Source organism: Brevundimonas sp. NPDC058933 (assembly GCF_049315965.1).
Taxonomy (GTDB): Bacteria; Pseudomonadota; Alphaproteobacteria; order Caulobacterales; family Caulobacteraceae; genus Brevundimonas.
In genome coordinates, this window is record NZ_JBMOSL010000018.1 from 1 (window position 1) to 22,286 (window position 22,286).

At 66.6% G+C, this 22,286-nt stretch carries 18 protein-coding genes and 1 pseudogene; 14 read left to right on the forward strand and 5 right to left on the reverse strand.

Features of this window, described 5'->3' with window-relative positions; genetic code table 11:
* Window positions 1–91: 91 nt before the first annotated feature.
* Entirely contained in the window at window positions 92–2,266 is a 2,175-nt protein-coding gene (locus ACOZBP_RS16820; protein WP_422677474.1) for a TonB-dependent receptor, read from the reverse strand.
* A 168-nt stretch (window positions 2,267–2,434) separates the two neighbouring features.
* On the opposite strand from ACOZBP_RS16820, the gene ACOZBP_RS16825 reads away from it, so the two are divergent.
* Together ACOZBP_RS16825 and ACOZBP_RS16830 are read left to right on the forward strand one after the other, a co-directional pair.
* The gene (locus ACOZBP_RS16825) at window positions 2,435–3,325 is read left to right on the forward strand and encodes an SDR family NAD(P)-dependent oxidoreductase (protein WP_422677475.1); all 891 of its coding nucleotides are present in this window, start codon (window positions 2,435–2,437) and stop codon (window positions 3,323–3,325) included.
* Window positions 3,326–3,392: 67 nt separating this feature from the next.
* Window positions 3,393–4,568, forward strand: coding sequence for an acetyl-CoA C-acyltransferase (locus tag ACOZBP_RS16830; protein WP_422677476.1), 1,176 nt, complete (start codon window positions 3,393–3,395; stop codon window positions 4,566–4,568).
* A gap of 909 nt (window positions 4,569–5,477) precedes the next feature.
* Here ACOZBP_RS16830 and ACOZBP_RS16835 read toward each other — a convergent pair.
* Window positions 5,478–5,714: a helix-turn-helix domain-containing protein gene (locus ACOZBP_RS16835; RefSeq protein WP_422677477.1), complete on the reverse strand. Its 237-nt coding sequence runs from the start codon at window positions 5,712–5,714 to the stop codon at window positions 5,478–5,480.
* A gap of 131 nt (window positions 5,715–5,845) precedes the next feature.
* Between ACOZBP_RS16835 and ACOZBP_RS16840 the strand changes: the two genes are divergently transcribed.
* From ACOZBP_RS16840 to ACOZBP_RS16850, 3 genes are read left to right on the forward strand one after another with little or no spacing between them, the layout of a single operon-like run.
* Window positions 5,846–6,226 carry a hypothetical protein gene (locus ACOZBP_RS16840; RefSeq protein WP_422677478.1) on the forward strand — a complete coding sequence of 127 codons (381 nt, stop codon included), beginning with the start codon at window positions 5,846–5,848 and terminating at the stop codon, window positions 6,224–6,226.
* A 29-nt stretch (window positions 6,227–6,255) separates the two neighbouring features.
* Complete coding sequence (locus ACOZBP_RS16845) at window positions 6,256–6,663, forward strand: hypothetical protein (protein ID WP_422677479.1); 408 nt, start codon at window positions 6,256–6,258, stop codon at window positions 6,661–6,663.
* Window positions 6,660–6,911, forward strand: a complete 252-nt coding sequence (locus ACOZBP_RS16850; RefSeq protein ID WP_422677480.1) for a sigma factor-like helix-turn-helix DNA-binding protein — start codon at window positions 6,660–6,662, stop codon at window positions 6,909–6,911. The genes ACOZBP_RS16845 and ACOZBP_RS16850 overlap by 4 nt, the downstream gene beginning before the upstream one ends.
* A 160-nt stretch (window positions 6,912–7,071) precedes the next feature.
* Here ACOZBP_RS16850 and ACOZBP_RS16855 read toward each other — a convergent pair whose 3' ends face one another.
* The gene (locus ACOZBP_RS16855) at window positions 7,072–7,947 is read right to left on the reverse strand and encodes an aldo/keto reductase family oxidoreductase (protein ID WP_422677481.1); all 876 of its coding nucleotides are present in this window, start codon (window positions 7,945–7,947) and stop codon (window positions 7,072–7,074) included.
* Window positions 7,948–8,041: 94 nt separating this feature from the next.
* Here ACOZBP_RS16855 and ACOZBP_RS16860 point away from each other — a divergent pair, with 94 nt between their 5' ends.
* A complete protein-coding gene (locus ACOZBP_RS16860) occupies window positions 8,042–8,944 on the forward strand; it encodes a LysR family transcriptional regulator (RefSeq protein ID WP_422677482.1) in 903 nt (300 codons plus the stop codon).
* A gap of 249 nt (window positions 8,945–9,193) precedes the next feature.
* Here the strand turns inward: ACOZBP_RS16860 and ACOZBP_RS16865 are convergent, their stop codons facing one another.
* Window positions 9,194–10,357 (reverse strand): tyrosine-type recombinase/integrase, encoded by a 1,164-nt coding sequence (locus ACOZBP_RS16865; protein WP_422677483.1) that lies wholly within the window; start codon window positions 10,355–10,357, stop codon window positions 9,194–9,196.
* Window positions 10,358–10,667: 310 nt separating this feature from the next.
* A pseudogene (locus ACOZBP_RS16870) lies at window positions 10,668–11,060 on the reverse strand (aldehyde dehydrogenase family protein); the annotation flags it as partial.
* 214 nt (window positions 11,061–11,274) lie between these two features.
* Here ACOZBP_RS16870 and ACOZBP_RS16875 point away from each other — a divergent pair.
* The 8 genes from ACOZBP_RS16875 (at window position 11,275) to ACOZBP_RS16910 (ending at window position 22,198) form a co-directional block, all read left to right on the forward strand.
* Window positions 11,275–13,344 carry a phytase gene (locus tag ACOZBP_RS16875; RefSeq protein WP_422677484.1) on the forward strand — a complete coding sequence of 690 codons (2,070 nt, stop codon included), beginning with the start codon at window positions 11,275–11,277 and terminating at the stop codon, window positions 13,342–13,344.
* Window positions 13,345–13,552: 208 nt separating this feature from the next.
* Entirely contained in the window at window positions 13,553–13,639 is an 87-nt protein-coding gene (locus ACOZBP_RS16880) for a potassium-transporting ATPase subunit F (protein WP_114816871.1), read from the forward strand.
* Window positions 13,640–13,655: 16 nt separating this feature from the next.
* Window positions 13,656–15,368 (forward strand): potassium-transporting ATPase subunit KdpA, encoded by a 1,713-nt coding sequence (gene kdpA, locus ACOZBP_RS16885; RefSeq protein WP_422677485.1) that lies wholly within the window; start codon window positions 13,656–13,658, stop codon window positions 15,366–15,368.
* A gap of 12 nt (window positions 15,369–15,380) precedes the next feature.
* Window positions 15,381–17,444, forward strand: a complete 2,064-nt coding sequence (gene kdpB, locus ACOZBP_RS16890; RefSeq protein WP_422677486.1) for a potassium-transporting ATPase subunit KdpB — start codon at window positions 15,381–15,383, stop codon at window positions 17,442–17,444.
* Between the two features lie 30 nt (window positions 17,445–17,474).
* Complete coding sequence (locus ACOZBP_RS16895; RefSeq protein ID WP_422677487.1) at window positions 17,475–18,230, forward strand: TorF family putative porin; 756 nt, start codon at window positions 17,475–17,477, stop codon at window positions 18,228–18,230.
* Window positions 18,230–18,814 (forward strand): potassium-transporting ATPase subunit KdpC, encoded by a 585-nt coding sequence (gene kdpC / locus ACOZBP_RS16900; RefSeq protein WP_422677488.1) that lies wholly within the window; start codon window positions 18,230–18,232, stop codon window positions 18,812–18,814. Before ACOZBP_RS16895 ends, kdpC begins: the two co-directional genes overlap by 1 nt.
* Entirely contained in the window at window positions 18,814–21,498 is a 2,685-nt protein-coding gene (locus ACOZBP_RS16905) for a DUF4118 domain-containing protein (RefSeq protein ID WP_422677489.1), read from the forward strand. Before kdpC ends, ACOZBP_RS16905 begins: the two co-directional genes overlap by 1 nt.
* Before the next feature lie 10 nt (window positions 21,499–21,508).
* Window positions 21,509–22,198 (forward strand): response regulator, encoded by a 690-nt coding sequence (locus ACOZBP_RS16910; RefSeq protein ID WP_422677490.1) that lies wholly within the window; start codon window positions 21,509–21,511, stop codon window positions 22,196–22,198.
* Window positions 22,199–22,286: the final 88 nt, after the last annotated feature.

The following is a 22,286-nucleotide window of genomic DNA, read 5'->3' on the forward strand; positions in this document are numbered from 1 at the left end:
CCGGTTCTGGTGTGTTTTCCTACTCACACTTTATCCCGGGGGGGGGGGGGGGGGGGGGGGGGGCCGGCCCCCCCCCCCCCCCGCCAGGTTTCTAGAAGGTCTTGGTCAGGTTCACGCCGAACTGCCGCGGCGGACCCGCGTAGCGAAGACCAGAGTTGATCGCGGCGATATAGGTCTGGTCCGTCGCGTTCTGCGCATAGGCTGCAAGGGTCCAGTCGCCGGTCCTGTAGCTCAGCAGCAGGTTGACCAGATTGCGGGCCTCCAGTCGGTCGCCCAGGGCTGCATTGTTGAAGATGCTCGTCCAGGCCTCGCCAATGTGGGCGTAGTCGATGCGGGGGGACAGCGTCGCGCCGTTGGGCAGGGCGAAGTCGTACTGTATGCCGATATTGAAGGTCAGCTCTGGGGCGTATCCCTGGGTGTTTCCATCAAGATTCAGGCAGTTGGCTGTCTCGGGACCCGTCGTGGCGTCGCACGCGCCGCTGCGCGCGACACGGGGGTCGGCGGCGTAGAACTCGCCCAGCTCAGAGCGGGAGACGGCCGCGCCGACATCTACGGTCCAGGCGTTCAGGCGGACCTGGGCCGAGGCTTCGAGGCCCATCAGGACGGTTTCGTCCGAGACGTTGACGATCGAACTGAACAGGGGAACGGCCGGATCGCCGACGACGACTTGGAAGCCCTCATAGGTCATGTAGTAGGCACCCAGCTGGGTGCGAACCCGACCGTCGAACAGGGTCGACTTCCAGCCCATTTCGTAGTCGACAACGTCTTCCGGCCCGAATGAACTTGCCGGCGCATAGAAGTTCGGCGCGTTGAGCCCGCCCATCTTGAAGCCGTTCGCCACGAAGCCGTAGACGAAGTTGTTGTCGTCGATCTTGTAGTTGATGCTCAGCTTGCCCGTGGTCTTTTCGGCCGTGACCTCGTCGTTCTGGAGCAACTGCAGCCCTAGCGCAGGATAGGTCGTGTAGACGTTTTCGTTGCGCGAGGTGCTTTCAGACCAGCGGGCGCCCAGCTGAATCTGCAACCGGTCCGAGATGTCATAACTGACCTGGCCGAAGACGGCCTTGGTCTCCTTCGGAGTCTCACCGAAGATGTAATAGTCGAGCACGCCTTCCGGGAAGCCGACGTGATAGGCGCCTTGGGGGAAGGTGGTGACCGGGAAGGTGACGTCGTCCTGCTGCCAGAAGGCGCCCAGCAGCCAGGTCAGGCGCTGGTTGTCGGGCGAGACGAGGTTGATCTCCTGGGACCATACGTCCTCTTCGACGCGGTCATAGAAGGTGTTGTTCAGTGCGCTGGTCCCGTCCAGGTCGGTCGAGAACTCGCTGATCCCGTCCTGATAGCCGGTGATCGAGCGAAGGGTGACGCCGTTGTCGAAGACGTAGCTGACGTTCAGCGAAACCCGCGCCGTCTCGTCCAGGCCGGAGTGGGGGCCGTTGGCGGTGATCTTGAACGGATCATTGGTCGACAAGGCCGGATCGGCCGGATAGCCGCCAAAGTCCAGCTTGTTATAGTCGGCCTTGAGCAGGACCCGCAGGGCCGTCGTCGGGGTCCAGAGGAAGCTGGCGCGGACGCTGTTCATGTCCACGTCGCCGGGGCTGCCTTTATAGGGGCCCGTGATGTCATGGAAGCTGCTGCGCTGTTCGCTGTTCACGGCGAAGCGGGCGGCGAGGGTGTCGCTGATCGGCAGGTTGACGGCGCCCTGGAATTTCAGATTGTCGTAGTTGCCGACCTGGCCCATCACATAGCCGTTCACGCCCGAGAAGTCGGGATTGCGCGAGGTGATGAAGACGGCGCCGCCTGTGGCGTTGGTGCCGGCGAAGGTGCCCTGCGGCCCGCGGAGAAGCTCGACGCTGCCGATGTCGTAATAGGGTTCGGTCTGGAAATAGCCCGGGAAGACCGGGACGCCGTCGCGATAGGTGGTGACGCCCACCCCGATGGCGGTGGTGGGCTCAGACTTTCCGATGCCGCGGACGTTGAAATAATTGCCCTGGCCGAAGTTCTGGACGGTGGTGGAAGGGGCCACGAACTGCAGCTGCTCCAGGGAGAAGACGCCCCGGTCGCTCAGGCTTTCGCCGGAAAGAACCGTGGCGGCGACGGCGGTCGTCTGCAGGTTGCTGGTGCGTCGTTCGGCCGTCACGACGACCTCTTCCACCGTAACCGGGCTGTCGTCAGCCTGCGGCGTCGGGCCATTGGGCACGTCCTGGGCCTGGGCCGCCCCGGCCCATAGCAGCGCGGCGACAGATGTCGTTATCCAGAGCCTGTCGGCCATGGGCATTCCCTCCGGTTTCCTCGGCGTTCTGACGACGCCATGAGGGCAAGCTTTCATTCAAAGCGCGCCTTGTCAACATTCACTAGTCGGCGGGTGAATATTGACGTTTGGGCTAGTTTGTCGTCACCTGCCGGTCGCGGGCCTGCCCGCCAGGACCCGGAGAGGACGATGATGATTGATCTGACAGGCCGCACGGCGATTGTGACGGGGGCGGGCGGAGGCCTGGGTCGTTCGCACGCCCTGGCGTTGGCGCGATACGGCGCCCGCGTGGTGGTCAACGACATGTCGGCGGGCGGCGCGGAGGCGGTGGCCATGGAGATTCGCGAGGCGGGCGGCGAGGCTGTGGCCTGCCCGTGCAGCGTTACGGATCGACCGGCCGTGGAGGCTATGGTGGCCGAGGCCGTGGCGCGCTGGGGATCGGTCGATATTGTCGTGAACAACGCCGGGATCCTGCGCGACAGGACGTTCGCCAAGATGGACCTGGACGACTTCGCCGCCGTGATCGACGTCCATCTCATGGGCTCGGTCAATGTCACCAAGGCCGCATGGCCGCATATGCGCGAGCGGGGGTACGGGCGGATCGTGTTCACGACGTCCTCGTCGGGTCTCTACGGCAATTTCGGCCAGTCCAACTATGCTGCGGCCAAGATGGCCCTGGTCGGCCTGATGCAGACCCTGGCTCTCGAGGGCGAGAAGTCGGGCATCCGGGTGAATTGCCTTGCGCCCAGCGCCGCCACCCAGATGACCGAAGGCCTCTATTCCGAGGCGGCGCTCAAGGGGCTTTCGACCGATCTGGTCAGCCCAGGCGTGGTCGCCCTTGTTGCGGAAAACGCGCCGACGCGAATGGTTCTGTTGGCTGGGTCGGGCGGTTTCGAACAGGCGCACATCACCATGACTCAGGGGATCTACATTGGCGAGGCGGCTGACGCTGCGGATCAACTGCAGCGCTGCTGGCCGCAGGTGTCCGACCGGGCCGGCGAGGTGACGCCGGCCTCCGGCTCCGCCCAGTACCAGCACGAAATCAATCACCCCGGCCGCGCTACAGCTGCGGCTGCCTGACGTCGGGTCTCATTCGCCAAGCTCAACCGCCCAGTGACGGGGCCTTCCCGTCAAAGGAGACCTCACGATGCGTGAAGCCCTCATCGTCTCGACCGCGCGCACCCCGATCGGCCGGGCCTATCGGGGCGCATTCAATGCGACGCCCTCGCCGACCCTGGCGGCGCATGCCCTGACCCATGCCGTCACGCGTGCAGGAATTGATCCGGCCGAGATCGACGACTGCCTGATCGGCGCCGCCATGCCGCAGGGGGTCCAGCACACCATTGGACGCACGGCGGCCCTGGCCGCCGGTCTGCCCGTCACCGTGTCGGGCATGACGCTGGACCGGCAGTGCTCGTCGGGCCTCATGGCTATAGCCACGGCGGCCAAGCAGATCATCGTCGATCGCATGCAGATGGTCGTCGCCGGCGGCGTCGAATCCATCTCGATGGTGCAGGACGAGGGGTTCCGCGCCGACCCCGACCCCCTTGTCTTGCAGCATGCGCCCGACGCCTACATGCCCATGCTGCGGACGGCAGAGGTGGTGGGCGAACGCTACGGGATTTCACGCGAAGCCTGCGACGCCTACGCCCTTCAGTCGCAGCAGCGAACGGCGGCGGCTATTGCGGCAGGGCGGTTCGACGAAGAGATCGCGCCAATGGGCGCCCGGATGAAGGTGACCGACAAGCTATCGGGCGCGGTGTCCTGGCGCGACCTGGTGCTTGAACGCGATGAGGGCGCGCGGGCCGACACCACGCTTGAGGGCTTGGCCGGTCTCCGCCCGGTGACGCTTGGCGGGATCGTGACGGCAGGCAACGCCAGCCAGTTGTCGGACGGCGCCTCGGCCTGTGTCCTTATGGAGGGAGCGGAGGCCGAGCGACGAGGTCTGCAGCCGCTTGGTCGCTACGTCGGCATGGCCGTCGCCGGCGTGGCCCCCGATGAAATGGGCATAGGCCCCGTTCGCGCCGTGCCGCGCCTGTTGGAACGGTTCGGGCTGCGGGTGGAAGACATCGGTCTGTGGGAGCTGAACGAGGCTTTCGCCGTTCAGGTTCTGCACTGCCGCGATGTTCTGGAAATCCCTGACGAGCGGCTGAACGTCAATGGCGGGGCCATCTCGATCGGCCACCCTTATGGCATGTCCGGGGCGCGGATGGTGGGGCATGTCTTGCTTGAGGCCCGCCGACGAGGCGCTCGCTACGCCATCGTGACGATGTGCGTCGGCGGCGGGATGGGGGCGGCGGGACTGTTCGAGGCGTTCGCCTGAAGACTATTTCGGGCGTCCGAGCAGGGCAACGAGATGTTACGCCAACTGGGTGTGGGGGCTTGGGTATCAAAAACGCGCGCGGCATGATCCGCCCTCGAGCTCATCAGCCTGCGTTCAGGGCTGAGGTCTTTCTGCACCCGGATTGCGGGAGGGCGTGGGACGGGTGCTGCTAAGGCTTTGAAATCGGTTGCCGGTTGCGGCGCGGCGCGCTTAGCAGAAACCATCAAGGTTGGTGGAAAGCTGTCACGTAGAGAATCAGACGCCCATCGTCGGAGCTCGACCAAGGCCTCCTCCCGGCGCCGTTCCGCCTCCCGCCGCTTAGCCTCCGACCGTTCCCGGCCTCGCATCTCGGCCGCTCGAAGTCCCTCGGCAAGTTCTGGAAGTCGTTCGCCGAGGGGCCGGTCGTCCTGAGCAAGGGCTCCCATAATTTTCTCGAGTAGGTCACGGCTTCCCAGCGCACGAATTTGCCGTGGCTCTGAGCAAGTCCAAGTCCGCGAGCGATCGAACGCCACATGGTGACGTTGTCAGTTCGGCCCCACCGGTCGATCACATCAGGCAGCGTGTCCCTCGTTTCGCCCAGCAGGCTTCTCTGGAGTTTCGAGTGAGTTACTGGGAGGGCAGGATAAAAGCCGCAAGGTTCGGCGGGGGTGGGGCGACGATTCTTCGGCTTATTTCAATCGGATACGACAAGGTGCGTTTTGGACGCATAACTTGCCATTTTCGACAGCCCATTGAATTGCCGCAACAAATCATACCTTTTTTGCATCTCGCAGGCCTTTTGAGGGGGCCGGACCACTATCGGCGGGTCAAGGGCGGCTGCGCCGTCGCGGGGCGATGAGCGCGTGCCGCGCTCACCCCTGACAGTCCTCTCGCGGCCCGGTGAGGGTCCGCATAGCGACCTTGGTGAGGTCAGTCTTTCATCCGAACGCCAGGCCCGCCTGAGGCGTCTGCGGGTATGAAGATCACGCCGGATTCTTCGAGGGCCTGCTGCACTTTATCCAGAGTGCGAGATTGCATGTCGCCGCGTCCGGACTCGAACCTCTGGATCGTTGAGGGCGCAACCCCAGCTTCCTGTGCCAGTTCTCTTACGCCCAGCCCTACAGCGGTGCGCGCCAGTTTGACCTGAAGAGGCGTGATAGTCGGCACGGTGTGCTCCTATGTGAATACACCGTATTGACAATGTCGGGTCGGTGTGATCATCTTCGCGTACATCGTGCTGAAATACTAGCGGGCGGCCGCCGCTCGCTTGCCGTGCCGTCTTCACGGGAGGACCCCGCATGCCTGCCGATCAGGTTCCATCCTGGCATCAGCAATGGCTGGCGCTCAACGACGCCTACGTCCGACAGCTAGACACTTGGGCGGTGGCCTTGGCGCGCCTTGAGCGCGAGCCGGGTTGGTTTGCCAAGTCAGACACGGATCGCGACGAGGCGGAACGGGCCAGCGGACTTACTGACCTCAGCACTCGTCTACGGCTGATAGACCGCCGCTTGCGTCGCTGGTTGCGCTTCCTGCCCAAGACACCGGCTCGGGATGTCGAGGGTGTCATTGCGAATCTCCAGGTCGCCGAACGCCTGCTGGCGCCGGAGGAAAATCGCATCGTGCATCGGCTGATCGTCCGCGCTGCCCGCGACCTCTCACGCCTGAAGCATACGTCGTGACCCGCGCTCGTCGGCGCCCCGATAGACGTTTGGCCCAGGTGCTTGCGGGGAACGCCCGGGCTTTCAGGGAAATAGCGCAAGCCGGAAACTCGGAGATCGACCGGTTCCGCGCCTACTATCTGGCTATCGCCATTGAGCTGGCTCTGAAGGCCTATCTTCTCCAGTGCGGGATCACGGATGACTGGAACCGCATTCATCTGCGACATGATCTACACAAGGCGATGAGATGCGCTCGTATGGCAGGCCTGCACCATCTGCCGGACGGACTTCCTCAACTGGTCGCCGCCCTGAGCCCGCTTTATGCTTCCGGGGCGTTGTCCTTTGGGCAGGGCAAGCCCGTGCTCTTGATGACGCCGGAAGCCGCAGACAAAGTGATCAGCGGCCTCCTATCGGCTGTTGCGGCCGCAATGGACGACAATGGGCAGGCAGAGACATGAACCGCCAGAAGGCCTCACCACGACGCATTCTAAGGCGCTCGGCTGCCGCTGATCAGCAGCGCGCCCTAGCCAAGGCGATCCTACAACTGCCGGCCGATCTGCGGGACGTGTTCCTACTGCATCGGATGGCAGGGCTGTCCTTTGACCAGATCGGCCCACAACTCGGCATTGAGCGCACCGTGGCTCAGGCCTATCTGGCGGAAGCCTTGGCGCGGATAGTTCTCGCTGCGCCGCCCGGTGACGTCTGACGCTGGGCAGGGGCTAACCGATCCCTGCTCGCGCCTTGCCTGCTAAATCACCGACGCCACTGGATGGCAAAGGACGTTCTTTGACTCATCGCGGACTTCAGAAATGTCCGCTTACGGCACCCAAAGAGACTGTCTTGTCCCCCTCGCCCTTTGCGAAGGGTTAGCCCGCGCCGATCCGATCCAGCCGCGCCACGGCCTCCGCCGGCAGCACAAGATCGGCCGCCTTCAGGTTTTCCTTCAGGTGTCCGACCGACGAGGTGCCGGGGATCAGCAACAGGTTGGGCGAGCGTTGCAGCAGCCAGGCGAGGGCCACCTGCATCGGCGTCGCCTCCAGTGCGGCCGCGACTTCCGACAGGGCGTCGGATTGCAGCGGCGTGAAACCGCCCAGCGGGAAATAGGGTACATAGGCGATGCCGGCTTGGGCCAGATCGGACACCATCGCGTCATCCTCGCGGTGGGCGAGGTTGTAGAGGTTTTGCACGCAGACGATCTCGGCCATGCCCCGCGCCTCGGCGACCTGGGTCGGGGTCACGGTGCTGAGGCCGATGTGGCGAACCAGCCCCTTTTTCTGCAGATCGACTAGGGTCGCCAGGGGTTCGGCGATCGATCCCGCGCTAGGCCCATGCCCGTCACCCGATCCCATGATGCGCAGGTTGACGACGTCCATCGCCTCCAGGCCAAGATTGCGCAGGTTGTCGTGTACGGCGCTCGTCAACTCCGCGGCCGACATGGCCGGAAGCCACGCCCCCGTCCCATCCCGACGCGCGCCGATCTTGGTCACGATCGTCAGGTCGTCGGCATAGGGGTGCAGAGCCTCACGGATTATCTTGTTGGTTAGGTGAGGGCCATAGAAGTCGCTGGTGTCGATGTGATTGACCCCGGCCTCGACCGCGGCGCGCAGCACGGCGACGGCGCCCTCGCGGTCGCGCGGCGGACCTAGCACGCCGGGTCCCGCCAACTGCATCGCGCCATAGCCCAAGCGGTGGACCGTGCGATCGCCCAGGGTGAAGGTTCCGGCTTTGTCGAGTGTGGTCATTGTGGATCTCCTCGTTTGATGAAGCCTATGTGCGCCTCTGTCTCTCGTGCGATAAGCCGGGGCAATCAGGACGGGCTGTGCGGAAATACGAACAATGGCGGCGGACCTCAGCGACCTGAACGCCTTCGTCGCGGTGGCGCGCGCGGGTGGCTTTCGACAAGCAGGCCGGGCTACAGGGCTCAGCGCCTCAGCTCTGAGCGAGACGGTTCGGCGGCTGGAGGATCGGTTAGGCGTACGCCTTTTGAACCGCACGACCCGCAGCGTGGTCCCGACCGAGGCCGGCCGCCGCCTACTTGATCGCCTTGGCCCTGCGCTGGGTGAGGTCGAGGCCGCTCTGGACACGGTGAAGGGCCTGAGCGACCGCCCGGCGGGGACGCTGAAGCTGAACGTACCGGTCAGTGCGGCCGTCATGGTCCTGCCCCACATCGTCCCCGCATTCCTCAAGGTCTATCCGGACATCGTGCTGGAACTAGTCGCCGAGGAACGGTTCGTCGATGTCCTGGCCGCTGGTTGCGATGCGGGCATCCGCTACGAAGAGCGGCTGGACCAGGACATGATCGCCGTGCCCATCGGACCGCGCCGCCAGCGCTTCGCCGCCGCCGCCGCGCCCGTCTACCTCGCGCAGCGGGGTCGGCCCGAGCATCCCCGCGACCTGTTGCAGCACGACTGCCTGCGTGGCCGGGCCTCCAGCGGCGCCCTCCTGCCGTGGGAGTTCGAGCGCGACGGCGAGATCGTCATGATCGACCCGCCCGGCCCCCTGATCGTCAACCTGGGCGCCGCCGTCGAGGTGATTGTCCAGTCCGCCCTCGCCGGAACCGGCGTCGTCTTCCTGTTCGAGGACTGGCTGCGGCCGCATCTGGACAGCGGGGCCCTGGAACCCGTTCTGCCCGACTGGTGGCAAGAGTTTTCGGGGCCGTTCCTCTACTACCCCGGCCGCCGCCATGTCCCAGCCCCGCTCCGCGCCTTCGTGGACTTCATCAAGGCGGACCGGGCCTAACCGATCAGCGACCGCGCCGCCGCACGGGCTTCCTTGGTGACCGTTGTGCCCGACAGCATGCGGGCGCTCTCTTCGCGGCGGGCGTCGTCGTCGAGCGGCCGACCGTCGTCGTGGTCAGATCATCAGGCAATCGGCGCGGGAGGGAGCTTCCCAGCAAATCTGAATGTCGCCTTTCGGGAGGGCTCCCGAAGTCCGTTTCTGGCGCATCTACGACGTGAGCGAGCCGTGCATTGCGCTCACTGCCCACAATCACCCAAGCGCCAAAGCCAACCGTCCAGCGATCCGCGTCGCCGCCTCTCTGACTGGATGATCGGCCAAGTGCGCATATCGGGCGGTGGTTTGAACCTGCGTGTGTCCCAATAGCTTGCCGATCATCGGCAAACCTTCGCCCGCCAAGACGCCGTCCGACGCATAGGTGTGGCGAAGGTCGTGGATACGAACATCCTCCAAGTCGGCGGTCTTACGAATGCGCCGCCACGGATGCTGAAGATCGGTCAGGTGACTCCCTTCCAACTTGCCGACGATGACGTAGGGATTGCCGTCAACCTCAGGCAGCTTGCGCAGCAGTTCGACGACGGCGTCGCCCAAGTAGACGGTCTTCGGCCCGGTCTTGCTGTCCGGCAGCCGGAAGCGGCCAGCCCTGAAGTCGATGTAGCTCCACTTCAGTGTCTGGATTTCGCGCAGGCGGCAGCCGGTGAGCAGCAGCAGCCTGAAGGCGGCGACGGCGAAGCGGCTTTCCGCGCCTGTGCGCTCGGCCTCTTGGAGGGCCGCGCCCAGGCGCTCGATCTCTTCGGGCGAGAGGAAGCGCTCGCGCTTGCGTTCGGGGAAGGCCTTGACGTCGTCGCATGGATTGGTGCGCTTGTCCCGCATGCCCCAGACCTCGGCCAGGTTCATCATCTTGGAGAGGACGCCCAACACCCGGTTCGATTGATAGGGCGTGTGCGCATACTTCCCATGCAACTCCGCTACGTCGGCCGAGGTCACTGTCCGCACCCGCTGCTTCCCGAAGAACGGATTGATAAAGAACTCAACGGCGCGTCTGTACTCGTACTCGGTGGTCGGCTTGCAACGGACAGCGACGTGCTCCTTCAAGAACCGCGCACCTAGTTCCTGAACGGTCGCCGCCTGGCGCTCCATGTCGCGCAGCGTCGCCGGATCATCTCCGCCGCCGCGCACGGCGCCTAACATGCGGTTGGCTTCCCGCCGCGCGATCTCGGCCGTCACCACGCCGTGCTGACCGAGCGCCATGCGACGGGTGCGGCCATGCCGCCGATACTGGATCAGATAGAAGCGTTTGCCGTTCGGCATCACGCGGACGCCGAACCCCGGCAACTCGCCATCGAACACGATGTAGTCTTTGGCGCGCACCTCAAGTCGATCCACCACGCGCTTGCTCAACTTCTCGCCAGCCATCTCCAAGTCCTTTCCTAGCGAATCGCCGCCGTTCGAGCCGTTCGATCCGTGGAAGCAAGACGGAAGCGTTTGGCGGAAAAGCAGGGCGAAATAGATCGCAGGAACGGTGATTCAGATTGGCTGTGCGGTCAACAGAAAGTCAGGCGTAGTAGGGGTTTGTAGTTCAATAAGAAGCGAAATCGACAAATGCGAAAACAGTATAAATCGTTCTCATAACCTGAAGGTCGCAGGTTCAAATCCTGCTCCCGCACCCAAATATCAAGAAGCCCCGCTGCGTCCCAGCGGGGCTTCTTGACGTTCAGCCAGCCGGCTAACCCGCGCTGTAGCTGGTCTTGATCCGGGTGAAGAAGTCCGCGGCCGCATAGCCCTGTTCGCGGGCGCCGTATCTGGACTTCTTCGTCCCGCCGAAGGGCACGTGATAATCGACCCCGGCGGTCGGCAGGTTGACCATGGTCATCCCGGCCTTGGCGCGGCGCTGAAAGTCGCGGGCGTATTTCAGCGACTGGGTGACTATACCCGCCGACAGACCAAACTCGACACCATCGGCGACTGCGAGGGCCTCTTCGTAGGTCTTGACCCGGATGGTCGAGGCGACGGGCCCGAACACTTCTTCCGCATTGATGCGCGATGCGGCGTCCGTGTCGGCGATCAGGGTCGGCTGGACATACCAGCCGGGCGCGTCGAGCTTGAGCCGTTCGCCACTCGCCACGGCGCCGGCGGCGACACCCGCGCCCACGCCCTGCGAGCCTGTGAAGCTGACGCCGTCCCTTCAGAGGGGCGGCGTTCTTTTTGGGCCGGTCCTCGATGATGGAGAGATCGCAACTGGCCAACCCGGACGTCAGCGTCGCGTATTTTTCGCACAACCGCCCTACTGCGGGTCCAGCACAAGTGCGGATGATGCATGCGGGGGAGTGGCTGTGAGCAACCGGCTGAAGAACTATCTTATGGGGGCCGGCGCCATGGCGCTGCTCGTGGGGAGCGCCGGGATTGCGGCGGCCCAGGACGCTGCAATCCCGGCAGTGGCCGCAGTGAGGGATACGACCGCCTCCGGCGAGGCGAGCAGCGGCGTGATTGTGCTGGATGCTGACGCCCGTCACCATCGTCTGGTCTCGGCGGCAGGTCTGGGCGGACTGGAAGTCCTTGATCTGACGGGCGCGCGTGTGGACGGGGTTCCGGCGGGCGAGGCCGGCGGCCTGGATGTTCGCTACGGCTTCTCGATCAAGGGCCAGGCGGAGACCTTGCTGGTTTCGACCGACAAGACGGACAACAGCCTGCGCTTCTTCGCCATGCGTCAGGGCGCTCCGGTCGAGGTGGGGGCGCGGTCCGTGCCTCTGGGCTTTGCGGTCGAGGACGTCTGCCTGCTGCGCAACGCCAGCGACGGCGGCCTCTACGCTTTCGCGGTGGGCGACGGCGGCGAGATCGAACAACTGCTGCTCTACGCCAACGCCGAGGGCCAGGTGGACGCCCGCCCGGCGCGCCGGATCACCCTGCCGTCCAAGATCAAGTATTGCGTCGCCGACGATGCGACGGGCCAGCTTTACGCCTCGCAGCAGGCGGTCGGCGTCTGGCGCTTCAACGGCGACCCGGAAGCCGACGCGGCTCCGGCCCTGGTCGATGCGGCGCGTCTGGGCCGGATTAGCGAAGAGAGCGGATCTCTGGCCCTCTATGACGGCGGCCAGGGCGCGCGCTACCTGATCGCCACCGACGCCTCCAGCGGCCGGCTGTTCGTCTATGATCGTGCTGACGACGACGCCTGGGTGGGCGCGGTGAACCTCACAGGACAGGGCGGCGCGGCGATCCAGGAGCCGGGCGCCTTGCATGCTGTCGGCACGCCGCTGGGCGGCAGCCTGCCTGCAGGCGTGCTGCTGGTCACTGACGAGGATGCAGCCGAGGGCGCCAACTACAAGCTGGTGTCGATCGCGGCGCTGACGGGTTCGCTGAACCTTTCGGCTGGCGCCCCGCAGGATCCCCGCGCCGTCGCCTCGCCGCGCTTCCCCGCCGTTATTGCCGCGGCTGAAACCGCGCCGGTCGGCAGCCCCGGCGACGCCGCTGACGATCCGGCCATCTGGGCCGATCCTCAGAACCCGGCCAACAGCCTGATCATCGGCACGGACAAGAAGGCCGGGCTGAACCTCTACGACATGCAGGGTCGCGTCATTCAGCATCTGCCAGACGGCAGGATGAACAACGTCGACCTGCGCGAAGGCTTCATGCTCGGCGGTCAGTCGGTGGTTCTGGTCACGGCCAGCGATCGGACCAACAAGGCGGTCGCCATCTATCGGCTCGACACCGAGGCGCGGCGGCTGGTCAATGTCGCCGACGGCGTCCAGCCGACCGGCCAAGGCGATCCCTACGGCCAGTGCATGTATCGCTCGGCCCGCAGCGGCAAGACCTTCGTTTTCATCAATGACTCCAATGGCGAGAAGCGTCAGTGGGAACTGATCGACGTCGGCAATGGCAAGGTCCGCGCTGTTCGCGTGCGCGATTTCGCCTTCGCCAGTCAGGTCGAGGGCTGTGTCGCCGACGACGCCAGCGGTCTGCTGTTCGTGGCCGAGGAAGACGTCGGCCTGTGGCGTCTGTCGGCCGAACCGGACGGCGGATCGGCCATGATCATGGTCGCCCGCATCACCGAAAATCCTGCGCTGAAGGACGATATGGAGGGCGTCGGCCTCTATGATCTGGGCGACGGTCGCGGCTATCTGGTGGCGTCCAGCCAGGGCAACGACAGCTACGCCGTGTTTCGGCGCGAGGGCGATCAGGCCTATCTGGGGTCATTCATCGTCGTCGCCGACGGTCAGCGCGGCATTGACGGCGTGTCCGAAACCGACGGCCTGGACGTCACCAGCCGCAACCTCGGCCCCGGTTTTGAGCACGGCGCCATGATCGCCCAGGACGGCCGCAACGTCCTGCCCGGCGAAAACCAGAACTTCAAATACGTGCCGTGGACGTCGATCGCCGACGCCCTCGGCCTGGAGTTGCGGCGCTAGGGTCTATCGCCGGCTCCATCGGGCGTCCTTATGCGCGCCTTATGTCCGGGGCGACTTTTCGCATAGCTCGCTTACGCCCCTGAGGCGTCTCTTCCGGCTCTAACTGAGCTGGAGGCTTCGGCATGGCCGATGTGATCTTTCTGGCGATTGGCGGCGGGGCCTTCCTGGCCTTCGCCGCCCTCGCTGTTGCGTTGAAGAGGTTGTGACGATGGTGCTGAACGTCCTGTGGGGCGCCGGCGCCCTCGTCATCGCCGCCTATATGGTCGCGGCCTTGCTGCGCCCCGAGCGGTTCTGAGCGGAGCCGCCTCAAGATGAATATTCAAGGTTGGGCGGAAATCGCCCTGACCCTCGGCCTCGCCGTCATGCTCGGCTGGCCGATCGGGATCTATATGTCGCGGGTCTGGAACGGCGAACGCACCTGGCTGGACCCGGTGCTCAAGCCCGTCGAGGGCCTTTTTTATCGCGCCGCCGGGGTGGACCCGACGCGCAGCCAGGGCTGGCTGGGCTATGCCGGCGCCCTGCTGGCCTTCAACCTGGCGGGCTTTGTCCTGCTCTACGCCATTCTGCGTCTGCAAGGCGTCCTGCCGATGAACCCGCAGGGCTTTGACGGCGTCAGCCCGCATCTGGCCTTCAACACGGCCGTCAGCTTCGTCACCAACACCAACTGGCAGAGCTATGGCGGCGAAACGACGCTGTCGACCTTCACCCAGATGGTCGGCCTGACGGTGCAGAACTTCGTCTCGGCGGCCACCGGCGCGACCATCGCCGCCGCGCTCGCCCGCGCCTTCATCGCCAATCGCGGCGAGGGCGTCGGCAACTTCTGGGCCGACCTGACGCGCACCAGCCTCTATGTCCTGCTGCCCATCGCCTTCATCGTGGCCGTGGTTCTGGCCGGGCTGGGCGTGGTGCAGTCGCTGGCGGCCTCGGCCCATGCGACGACGCTGGAAGGCGGATCGCAGACGATCAGCCTGTTTCCGACCGCCAGTCAGCTGGCGATCAAGCAACTGGGCATCAACGGCGGCGGGGTGTTCAACGTCAACTCGGCCCACCCGCTGGAGAACCCGACGCCGCTGACCAATCTGATCACGGCGGTCAGCATCAACGTCCTGGGCTGGGCGGCCTTCTTCGCCTTTGGGCGCAGCGTCCTGGCCAAGAGGGACGTGCGCGCCCTGGTGGTGGCGGCGATCATCCTGCTGGGCGGCGCCGCCTCGGCGCTCTACGTCATCGAAATGCAGCCGGCTCCGGCCGCCATCGCCGCCGGCGTCGATACATCGGTCGGCAATATGGAGGGCAAGGAGGTCCGCTTCGGCGTGCCGTCCTCGGTCGCCTGGGCGGCCCAGACGACCGGCGCCTCGAACGGCTCGGTCAACTCCATGCACGCCAGCTACATGCCGCTGGGCGGGGCTGTGACCATGTTCCTGATGCAACTGGGCGAGATCCTGCCCGGCGGGATCGGCTCGGGCATCGCCGTCATGGTTCTGATGGCCATGCTGGCGGTCTTCGTGGCGGGCCTGATGGTCGGTCGCACGCCGGAATACCTGGGCAAGAAGATCGAGGCGCGCGAGATCCAGTTCGCCATGCTGTCGGTCCTGGTCGTGCCCCTGTCGGTGCTGGGCTTCTCGGCCGTGGCTGCGGTCCTGCCCGAAGCCCTGGCCGGTCTTCTGAACAAGGGGCCGCACGGCCTGTCCGAGGTCCTCTATGCCTATACCTCGGCGACCGGGAACAACGGCTCGGCCTTTGCCGGTCTGACCGCCAACGCCCCCTGGTGGAACACCACCCTGGGCCTGGCCATGCTGCTGGGCCGGTTCGCGCCCGCCATCGCGGTTCTGGCCGTCGCCGGCGCCCTGGTCGCCAAGCCCAAGCTGGCCCCCTCGACCGGGACCCTGCCGACCCATGGCCCGCTGTTCGTCGGCCTGTTGATCGGGGTGATCCTGATCCTCGGCGGCCTGCAATTCTTCCCCGCCCTCTCGCTGGGTCCGATCGTGGAGCATTTCGACATGCTCCAGGTCGTGGCCCGGTTCTGATCGGATAATCCCATGACCCAAGTCACGCTCGATCCGTCGAGCCCTCGGTCTCCGTCTATTGCGGGCGGACTGACCGGGGCCATGCTCGGCCGGGCGCTCGGCGACGCTGTCGCCAAGCTGAACCCGACGAAACTGCTCAACAACCCGGTGATCTTCGCCACCTGGATCGTCGCCCTGCTGGCGACCGCTTCGGCGGTCGTGGCGACGGCCAGCGGCCAGGCGGCGGGCTTCGCCATCCAGCTGGCGCTGTGGCTGTGGGCCACGGTCCTGTTCGCCAACGTCGCCGAAAGCATCGCCGAAGGGCGCGGCAAGGCGGCGGCGGACTCCTTGAGGGCCACCCGCGTCACTACCAAGGCCAAGCTGATCGTCGATCGGAAGACCGGCACGGTGGTCCCGACCCCGGCGGGGGAGCTGGAGATCGGCTCCATCGTCCTGGTCGAGGCCGGCGACGTCATCCCGTCGGACGGCGAGATCATCGAAGGCGTCGCCTCGGTCAACGAGGCCGCCATCACCGGCGAAAGCGCCCCGGTGATCCGGGAAAGCGGCGGCGACCGCTCGGCCGTCACGGGCGGCACCACGGTCGTCTCGGACTGGATCAAGGTGCGCATCACCTCGGCCCCCGGCGCGACCTTCCTCGACCGCATGATCGCCATGGTCGAGGGCGCGGACCGTCGCAAGACGCCGAACGAGCTGGCGCTGTCGGTGCTGCTGGCCGGGCTGACCCTGGTCTTCCTGATCGCGGTGGCCAGCCTGCTGGGTCTCGGCGCCTATTCAGGGATCAAGCTGGACCCCATCGTCCTGGGCGCCCTTTTCATCACGCTCATTCCGACAACAATTGGCGGCCTCCTTTCGGCGGTCGGCATCGCCGGCATGGACCGGTTGCTGAAGGTCAATGTTCTGGCCACCTCGGGCCGTGCGGTGGAGGCGGCAGGCGACGTCGACACCCTGCTGCTCGACAAGACCGGCACCATCACCTTCGGCAACCGCATGGCCACGGAGGTCATCACCGTGCCGGGCGTGCGTCCCGATGCAGCGATGCGGGCGGCGGTCATGGCTTCGCTGGCGGACGAGACGCCGGAAGGCCGCTCCATCGTCGAGCTGGGCCGCAACGCCGGCGTGATGGGCGACCTGCCTGTCGGCGCCAGGACCATCCCGTTCAGCGCCGTGACCCGCCAGTCGGGTCTGGAAGCGGACGGTCAATCGTGGCGCAAGGGGGCGGTCGACGCCGTGCTGAAATCCCTGGGCATGGCCGAAAACTCTGCACCCGCCGAGTTCCGCGCCGCCGTGGACCGCATCGCCCGCTCGGGCGGCACGCCCCTGGCCGTGACCGAGAACGACGCCCTGGTCGGCGTCATTCACTTGAAGGACGTGGTCAAGCCGGGCGTGAAGGCGCGCTTCGCCGATCTGCGCCGCATGGGTCTGCGCACCGTCATGATCACCGGCGACAACCCGGTGACGGCGGCGGCTATCGCGTCCGAGGCCGGGGTCGACGACTTCCTGGCCGAGGCGACGCCCGAGGACAAGATGCGCCTGATCAAGGCTGAACAGGCCAAGGGACGCATGGTCGCCATGTGCGGAGACGGGGCCAACGACGCCCCGGCCCTAGCCCAAGCCGACGTCGGCGTGGCCATGCAGACCGGGGCCCAAGCCGCTCGCGAGGCCGGCAACATGGTCGATCTCGACAGCGACCCGACCAAGGTCATCGAGATCGTCGAGGTCGGCAAGCAACTGCTGATCACGCGCGGCGCCCTGACCACCTTCTCGATCGCCAACGACGTGGCCAAGTATTTCGCCATCATTCCGGCGATGTTCGTGGTCGGCCTGCCGTCGCTGGCGGCGCTGAACGTGATGAAGCTGTCCAGCCCGGAAAGCGCCATCCTGTCGGCGGTCATCTTCAACGCCCTGGTCATCATCGCCCTGATCCCGCTGGCGCTGCGCGGGGTGAAGTACCGCGCTGTGGGGGCTGGCAAGCTGCTGGGCCGCAACCTGCTGATCTACGGCCTGGGCGGCCTGATCGCGCCCTTCGTCGGCATCAAGCTCATCGACATCGTCATCTCCGCTCTCGGCCTGGCCTGAAGCCCGCCCTGAGACGTCAAGGAAACTCTCATGCGTAAACGTAATCCCTCCAAGGCTTCCGGTTCCAACGACGCTTTGTTCGGCGGCGCCTGCCTGGTGGCCATCATCGCCCTGGGGCTCTGCAGCGCCCCCGCCAAGGCCCAGGACGCGGCCCCGCGAAAGACCGGCCCTGAGGTCGCCTTCAACGCCGCCGTCGGCTCCGACTATGTCTTCCGGGGCGTCAGCCAGACCGAAGGCGATCCGGCGATTTCAGCCGGGGTCGATGTGACCCAGGGTCTGTTCTACGCCGGCGCCTGGGCCGGCAATGTCTCCTTCGCCGGGGACGCCGACACCGACGTCGAGATCGACCTCTACGCCGGCGTCCGGCCCGAGTTCGGCGGCTTCAACTGGGACTTCGGCCTGGTCAGCTATTTCTACGCCGGTCAGCCGGACGGGGCCGACTACGACTATGTCGAGCTGAAGGCCGCAACCTCGCGCGCCGTCGGCCCGGCCACCCTGGGGGCGGCGATCTATTACTCGCCGGACTTCTTCGGCGCGTCCGAGGACGAGGCGACCTATGCCGAGATCAACGGCGCGATCAGCCCGGCCGACAAGTGGACCATCTCGGCGGCGGTGGGGCGCCAGTGGGTGTCGTCGGACTTTGACTACACGACCTGGAACCTGGGCGCGGGCTATCAGCTGACCGACCATCTGGCGCTGGACGTCCGCTATTTCGACACCGACGAACACGACTTCGGCGCCGCCTATGACGGTCGTGTCGCAGCCAGCGTGAAGGCGACCTTCTGATGCTGAACCACATCCGTCCGGCGGTCGTGATGATCGCCCTGTTCACTGGCGTTCTGGGCGTCGCCTATCCGTTCGCGGTGACGGGCGTGGCTCAGACGGTCTTCTCGGCGCAGGCCGACGGCAGCCTGGTCCGGGACAAGGCCGGCAAGGTCGTGGGCTCGGCTCTGATCGGCCAGACCTTTGCGGAGCCGGTCTATCTGCATCCCCGGCCTTCGGCGGCGGGCGACGGCTATGACGCCTCGTCGTCTTCCGGCGCCAACCTCGGCCCGCTGAACCCGGATCTGATCGCCCGGGTCAAGACGGACGCCGATGCGCTTCGAGCCGAGACTGGAACGGCGGTTATCCCCGCCGACGCCGTGACCACCTCGGCCTCGGGCCTCGACCCGCATATCTCTCCGGCCTACGCTGAGCTGCAAGTCGCCCGCATCGCCAGCGCGCGCGGGGTAGGGGAGGCGCAGGTGCGCGAGGTGATCGAACAGCATGTCGAAGGCCGAACCTTCGGCGTGCTGGGCCAGCCGCGCGTCAATGTGCTGCTGACCAACATGGCGCTGGACGCCCGCTTCCCCCGTCCTGCGGAGGGCTGATGGCGCCGCCCGTCCTTCCGACGAGCAAGACCCCGGCCGCCCCGCGAAAGCGTGGGCGGCTGAAGGTTTTTCTGGGCATGTCGCCCGGCGTCGGCAAGACCTATGAGATGCTGCGCGCGGCGCGGCGTCGCAAAGCCGAAGGCGACGACGTCGTCGTCGGCGTGGTCGAGACCCACGGCCGCAAGGAGACCATGAGCCTGCTGCGCGGGCTGGAGGTCATGGCCCGCAACCCCATCGCCTATCGCGACCGGACCCTGCTGGAATTCGATCTCGACGGCGCCGTGGCGCGCCGCCCCGGCCTGGTGCTGGTCGACGAATACGCCCACTCCAACGCGCCCGGATCGCGCCATCCCAAGCGGTGGCAGGACGTGGAGGAGATCCTGGACGCCGGGATCGACGTCTGGACCACCCTGAACGTCCAGCACCTGGAAAGCCTGTCGGACGTGGTGCTGCGCATCACCGGCGTCAGGCAACGTGAAAGCGTGCCCGACAGCGCCCTGTCCCGCGCCGACGACATCGAACTGGTGGACATCACCCCGGAGGAACTGCGCAAGCGTCTGGCCGAGGGCAAGGTCTATGTGCCCGAGACGGCGCGGCTGGCCTCGGACAACTTCTTCAAGGTCGAGAACCTGACGGCCCTGCGCGAACTGGCCCTGCGCCGCGCGGCCCAGACGGTGGACGATCAACTGGTGGCCCGCCTGCGTGAACAGGGGGTGCCGGGGCCGTGGGCGGCGGGCGAGCGGATTCTGGTGCTGATCGCCGGCGACGCCATGGCCGCGCCCTTGGTCCGCGCCGGTCGACGGTTGTCGGACATGATGATGGACGCGCCCTGGACCGTGACCCACGTCGACAGGCCCTCGGGCGCGCGGCACGGCGTGGGCTCGGCGGGCAAGCTGTCGGACGCGCTGAAGCTGGCCGAGCAACTGGGCGGGCGGACGGTGGTCCTGAGCGGCGACGACGTGGTGCGCGCCGTCATGGATCACGCCCATCAGAACAACGTCACCCAGATCGTCCTGGCCAAGGGGCGCGACAGCCGCCTGTCGGAATGGCTGGGCCGGTCGCTGGCGGCGGAACTGCTGCGCCAGGCCCGCGGCGTCGCCATCCACGTCATCACCGACGGGGTCGATCTGGAGGAGAAGACGCTGCGGGAGCCGCGTCGGCGTCTGGCCGGCGGCTGGCGCGGCTATGCGGTCGGCGCCGCCTGCGTGGTGGCGGCGACGGGCCTGGCCCTGCTGCTGGACCGCACGTTCGAGCGCGTCGATCTGGGGGTCATCTACCTGTCGGCGGTGCTGGCGGCGGGGGTGCTCTATGGCCTGCGTCCGGCCCTGGCGGCGGCGACGGTCGCCTTCCTGACCTACAACTTTCTGTTCCTTCAGCCGAAATACAGTTTCGCTATCGGTTCGCCGACCGATTTCCTGACCCTGATCGTCTTCTGGGCCGTGGCCCTGACGACAGGCTTCCTGGCCGGACGGGTGCGAGAGCAGGCGAAGACGGCGCAGCGCCGGGCCTCGGCGGTTTCCGCCCTGCTGGCCGCCAGCCAGAGGCTGACCGGCGTGGGCGACCGCACCGCCGCCGCGCGCATCCTGGCCGAGCAGACGGCGGCGGCGGCGGGGGCCGGGGCCGTGGTGCTTCTGCCCGTCAACGACGAACTGACCCTGGTCGCCGGCGCGCCGACCAAGGCCCCGCTGGACGCCGAGGCCATGGCCGCCGCGCGCTGGGCCTGGGAGAAGGGCGAACCTGCGGGCCACGGCACCGGCACCCTGCCGCAGGCGCGCTGGACCTTCCGTCCGCTGCAAGGCGTGCGGGACCGCGCGGGTGTGGCGGGGATCGAGGCGGCGGCCCTGTCGCCCGGCTCGGACGAGGAGAAGCTGGCTCTGGCCCTGCTGGATCAGGGCGCCGTGGCGGTCGAGCGCGCCGATCTGGCCGGTCAGGCGGTCGAGACCGAGACCCTGCGCCGCACCGACCGTTTCCGGGGCGCGCTGATGAACTCGGTCAGCCATGACTTGAGGACGCCCCTGTCTACGGTGCTGGGCGCCTCGACCACGCTGATTGATCTCGGCGACAAGCTGAAGCCCGAGGTCCGCGCCGACCTGCTGCTGTCGATCCGCGAGGAGGCCGAGCGCCTCAGCCGCTATGTCGGCGACCTGCTGGACATGACCCGGCTGGAGGGCGGCGGGCTGAACATCCGCGCCGACTGGGTCGACGTGCGCGACGTGCTGAACGCGGCGGGCAAGCGGGTGGCGCGGCGTCTGGGCGCGCGCAAGATGACGCGCGACTTCCCGGCTCAGCTCAGCCTGGTCATGGTCGATCAGGGGCTGCTGGAACAGGCCCTGGTCAACATCCTGGAAAACGCCATCGTCTACAGCCCCGACGGCTCGACGGTCGAACTGGCCGCCTATGAGGACAGGGGCTCGGTGGTCATCTCCATCGAGGACGAGGGCAAGGGCATCCCGACCGCCGAACTGGAACGGGTCTTCGACAAGTTCCGCCGCATGGAGGAGCCGTCAGACCGCACCAAGGGCGCCGGGCTGGGTCTGGCCATCGCCAAGGGCTTCGTCGAGGCCATGAACGGCCGCATCGCCGCCGCCAGCCCGATCATGGACGGACCCGACGGCGCCAAGAAAGGAACCCGTATCCTGATCAGCCTGCCCAAGGCCGTCGTCACCCACCCGAGCCTGCTCTAAGGTCCGCCGCATGGCCGCCGTCCGCCCCCAGATTCTCGTCATCGACGACGAGCCCCAGATCCATCGCTTCCTCTCGCCGGCGCTGGACGCCGCCGGCTATGAGCCGCGCCGCGCCGACAGCGGGCAGGAGGGCCTGCGCGGCATCGCCCTGTGGAGCCCTGACGCCGTGGTGCTGGACCTCGGCCTGCCCGACATGGACGGCAAGGACGTGCTGGCCCGCGCCCGCGAATTCTATTCAGGGCCCATCATCATCCTGTCGGCGCGCGACAAGGAGGCCGAGAAGATCGCGGCTCTGGACCTGGGGGCCGACGACTATGTCGAAAAGCCCTTCGGCGTCGGCGAACTGCTGGCCCGCGTCCGCGCCAACCTGCGCCAGGCCGCGCCGCGCGCCGAGGCGACAGGGCCGCTGACGGCGGGAGAGGTGGTCATCGATCTGGAACGCCGCCTGATCACCCGCGCGGGCGAGGGCGTGCGCGTCACGCCCAAGGAATACGACGTCCTGGCCCATCTGGCGCGCAATGCGGGCAAGGTGGTCGGCCACCGCGACCTGCTGACCGCCGTCTGGGGCAAGGCCCACGCCGACGACACCCAGTACCTGCGCGTGGTCATCGGCCAACTGCGCCAGAAGCTGGAGGCCGACCCGGCCCAGCCCCGCCTGATCGCCACCGAACCGGGCGTGGGCTACCGGCTGATCGCCTGACGATTCTGATCTGGTCGCGCGGACGGATTGGCTTTAGCTAGAGGGGAGAAGGAGGCGGGGCGGGGGGATGTTTCAGACATCCGCCGCC

Bases quoted from the DNA above. Each gene is read 5' to 3' on its own strand.
- ACOZBP_RS16840 (WP_422677478.1), top strand. From the start codon at position 5,846: ATGCCTGCCGATCAGGTTCCATCCTGGCATCAGCAATGGCTGGCGCTC.
- ACOZBP_RS16820 (WP_422677474.1), bottom strand. From the start codon at position 2,266: ATGGCCGACAGGCTCTGGATAACGACATCTGTCGCCGCGCTGCTATGG.
- ACOZBP_RS16860 (WP_422677482.1), top strand. From the start codon at position 8,042: ATGGCGGCGGACCTCAGCGACCTGAACGCCTTCGTCGCGGTGGCGCGC.
- kdpA (WP_422677485.1), top strand. From the start codon at position 13,656: ATGAATATTCAAGGTTGGGCGGAAATCGCCCTGACCCTCGGCCTCGCC.
- ACOZBP_RS16850 (WP_422677480.1), top strand. From the start codon at position 6,660: ATGAACCGCCAGAAGGCCTCACCACGACGCATTCTAAGGCGCTCGGCT.
- ACOZBP_RS16910 (WP_422677490.1), top strand. From the start codon at position 21,509: ATGGCCGCCGTCCGCCCCCAGATTCTCGTCATCGACGACGAGCCCCAG.
- ACOZBP_RS16880 (WP_114816871.1), top strand. From the start codon at position 13,553: ATGGTGCTGAACGTCCTGTGGGGCGCCGGCGCCCTCGTCATCGCCGCC.
- kdpC (WP_422677488.1), top strand. From the start codon at position 18,230: ATGCTGAACCACATCCGTCCGGCGGTCGTGATGATCGCCCTGTTCACT.
- ACOZBP_RS16830 (WP_422677476.1), top strand. From the start codon at position 3,393: ATGCGTGAAGCCCTCATCGTCTCGACCGCGCGCACCCCGATCGGCCGG.
- ACOZBP_RS16855 (WP_422677481.1), bottom strand. From the start codon at position 7,947: ATGACCACACTCGACAAAGCCGGAACCTTCACCCTGGGCGATCGCACG.
- ACOZBP_RS16825 (WP_422677475.1), top strand. From the start codon at position 2,435: ATGATGATTGATCTGACAGGCCGCACGGCGATTGTGACGGGGGCGGGC.
- ACOZBP_RS16895 (WP_422677487.1), top strand. From the start codon at position 17,475: ATGCGTAAACGTAATCCCTCCAAGGCTTCCGGTTCCAACGACGCTTTG.
- ACOZBP_RS16905 (WP_422677489.1), top strand. From the start codon at position 18,814: ATGGCGCCGCCCGTCCTTCCGACGAGCAAGACCCCGGCCGCCCCGCGA.
- ACOZBP_RS16865 (WP_422677483.1), bottom strand. From the start codon at position 10,357: ATGGCTGGCGAGAAGTTGAGCAAGCGCGTGGTGGATCGACTTGAGGTG.
- kdpB (WP_422677486.1), top strand. From the start codon at position 15,381: ATGACCCAAGTCACGCTCGATCCGTCGAGCCCTCGGTCTCCGTCTATT.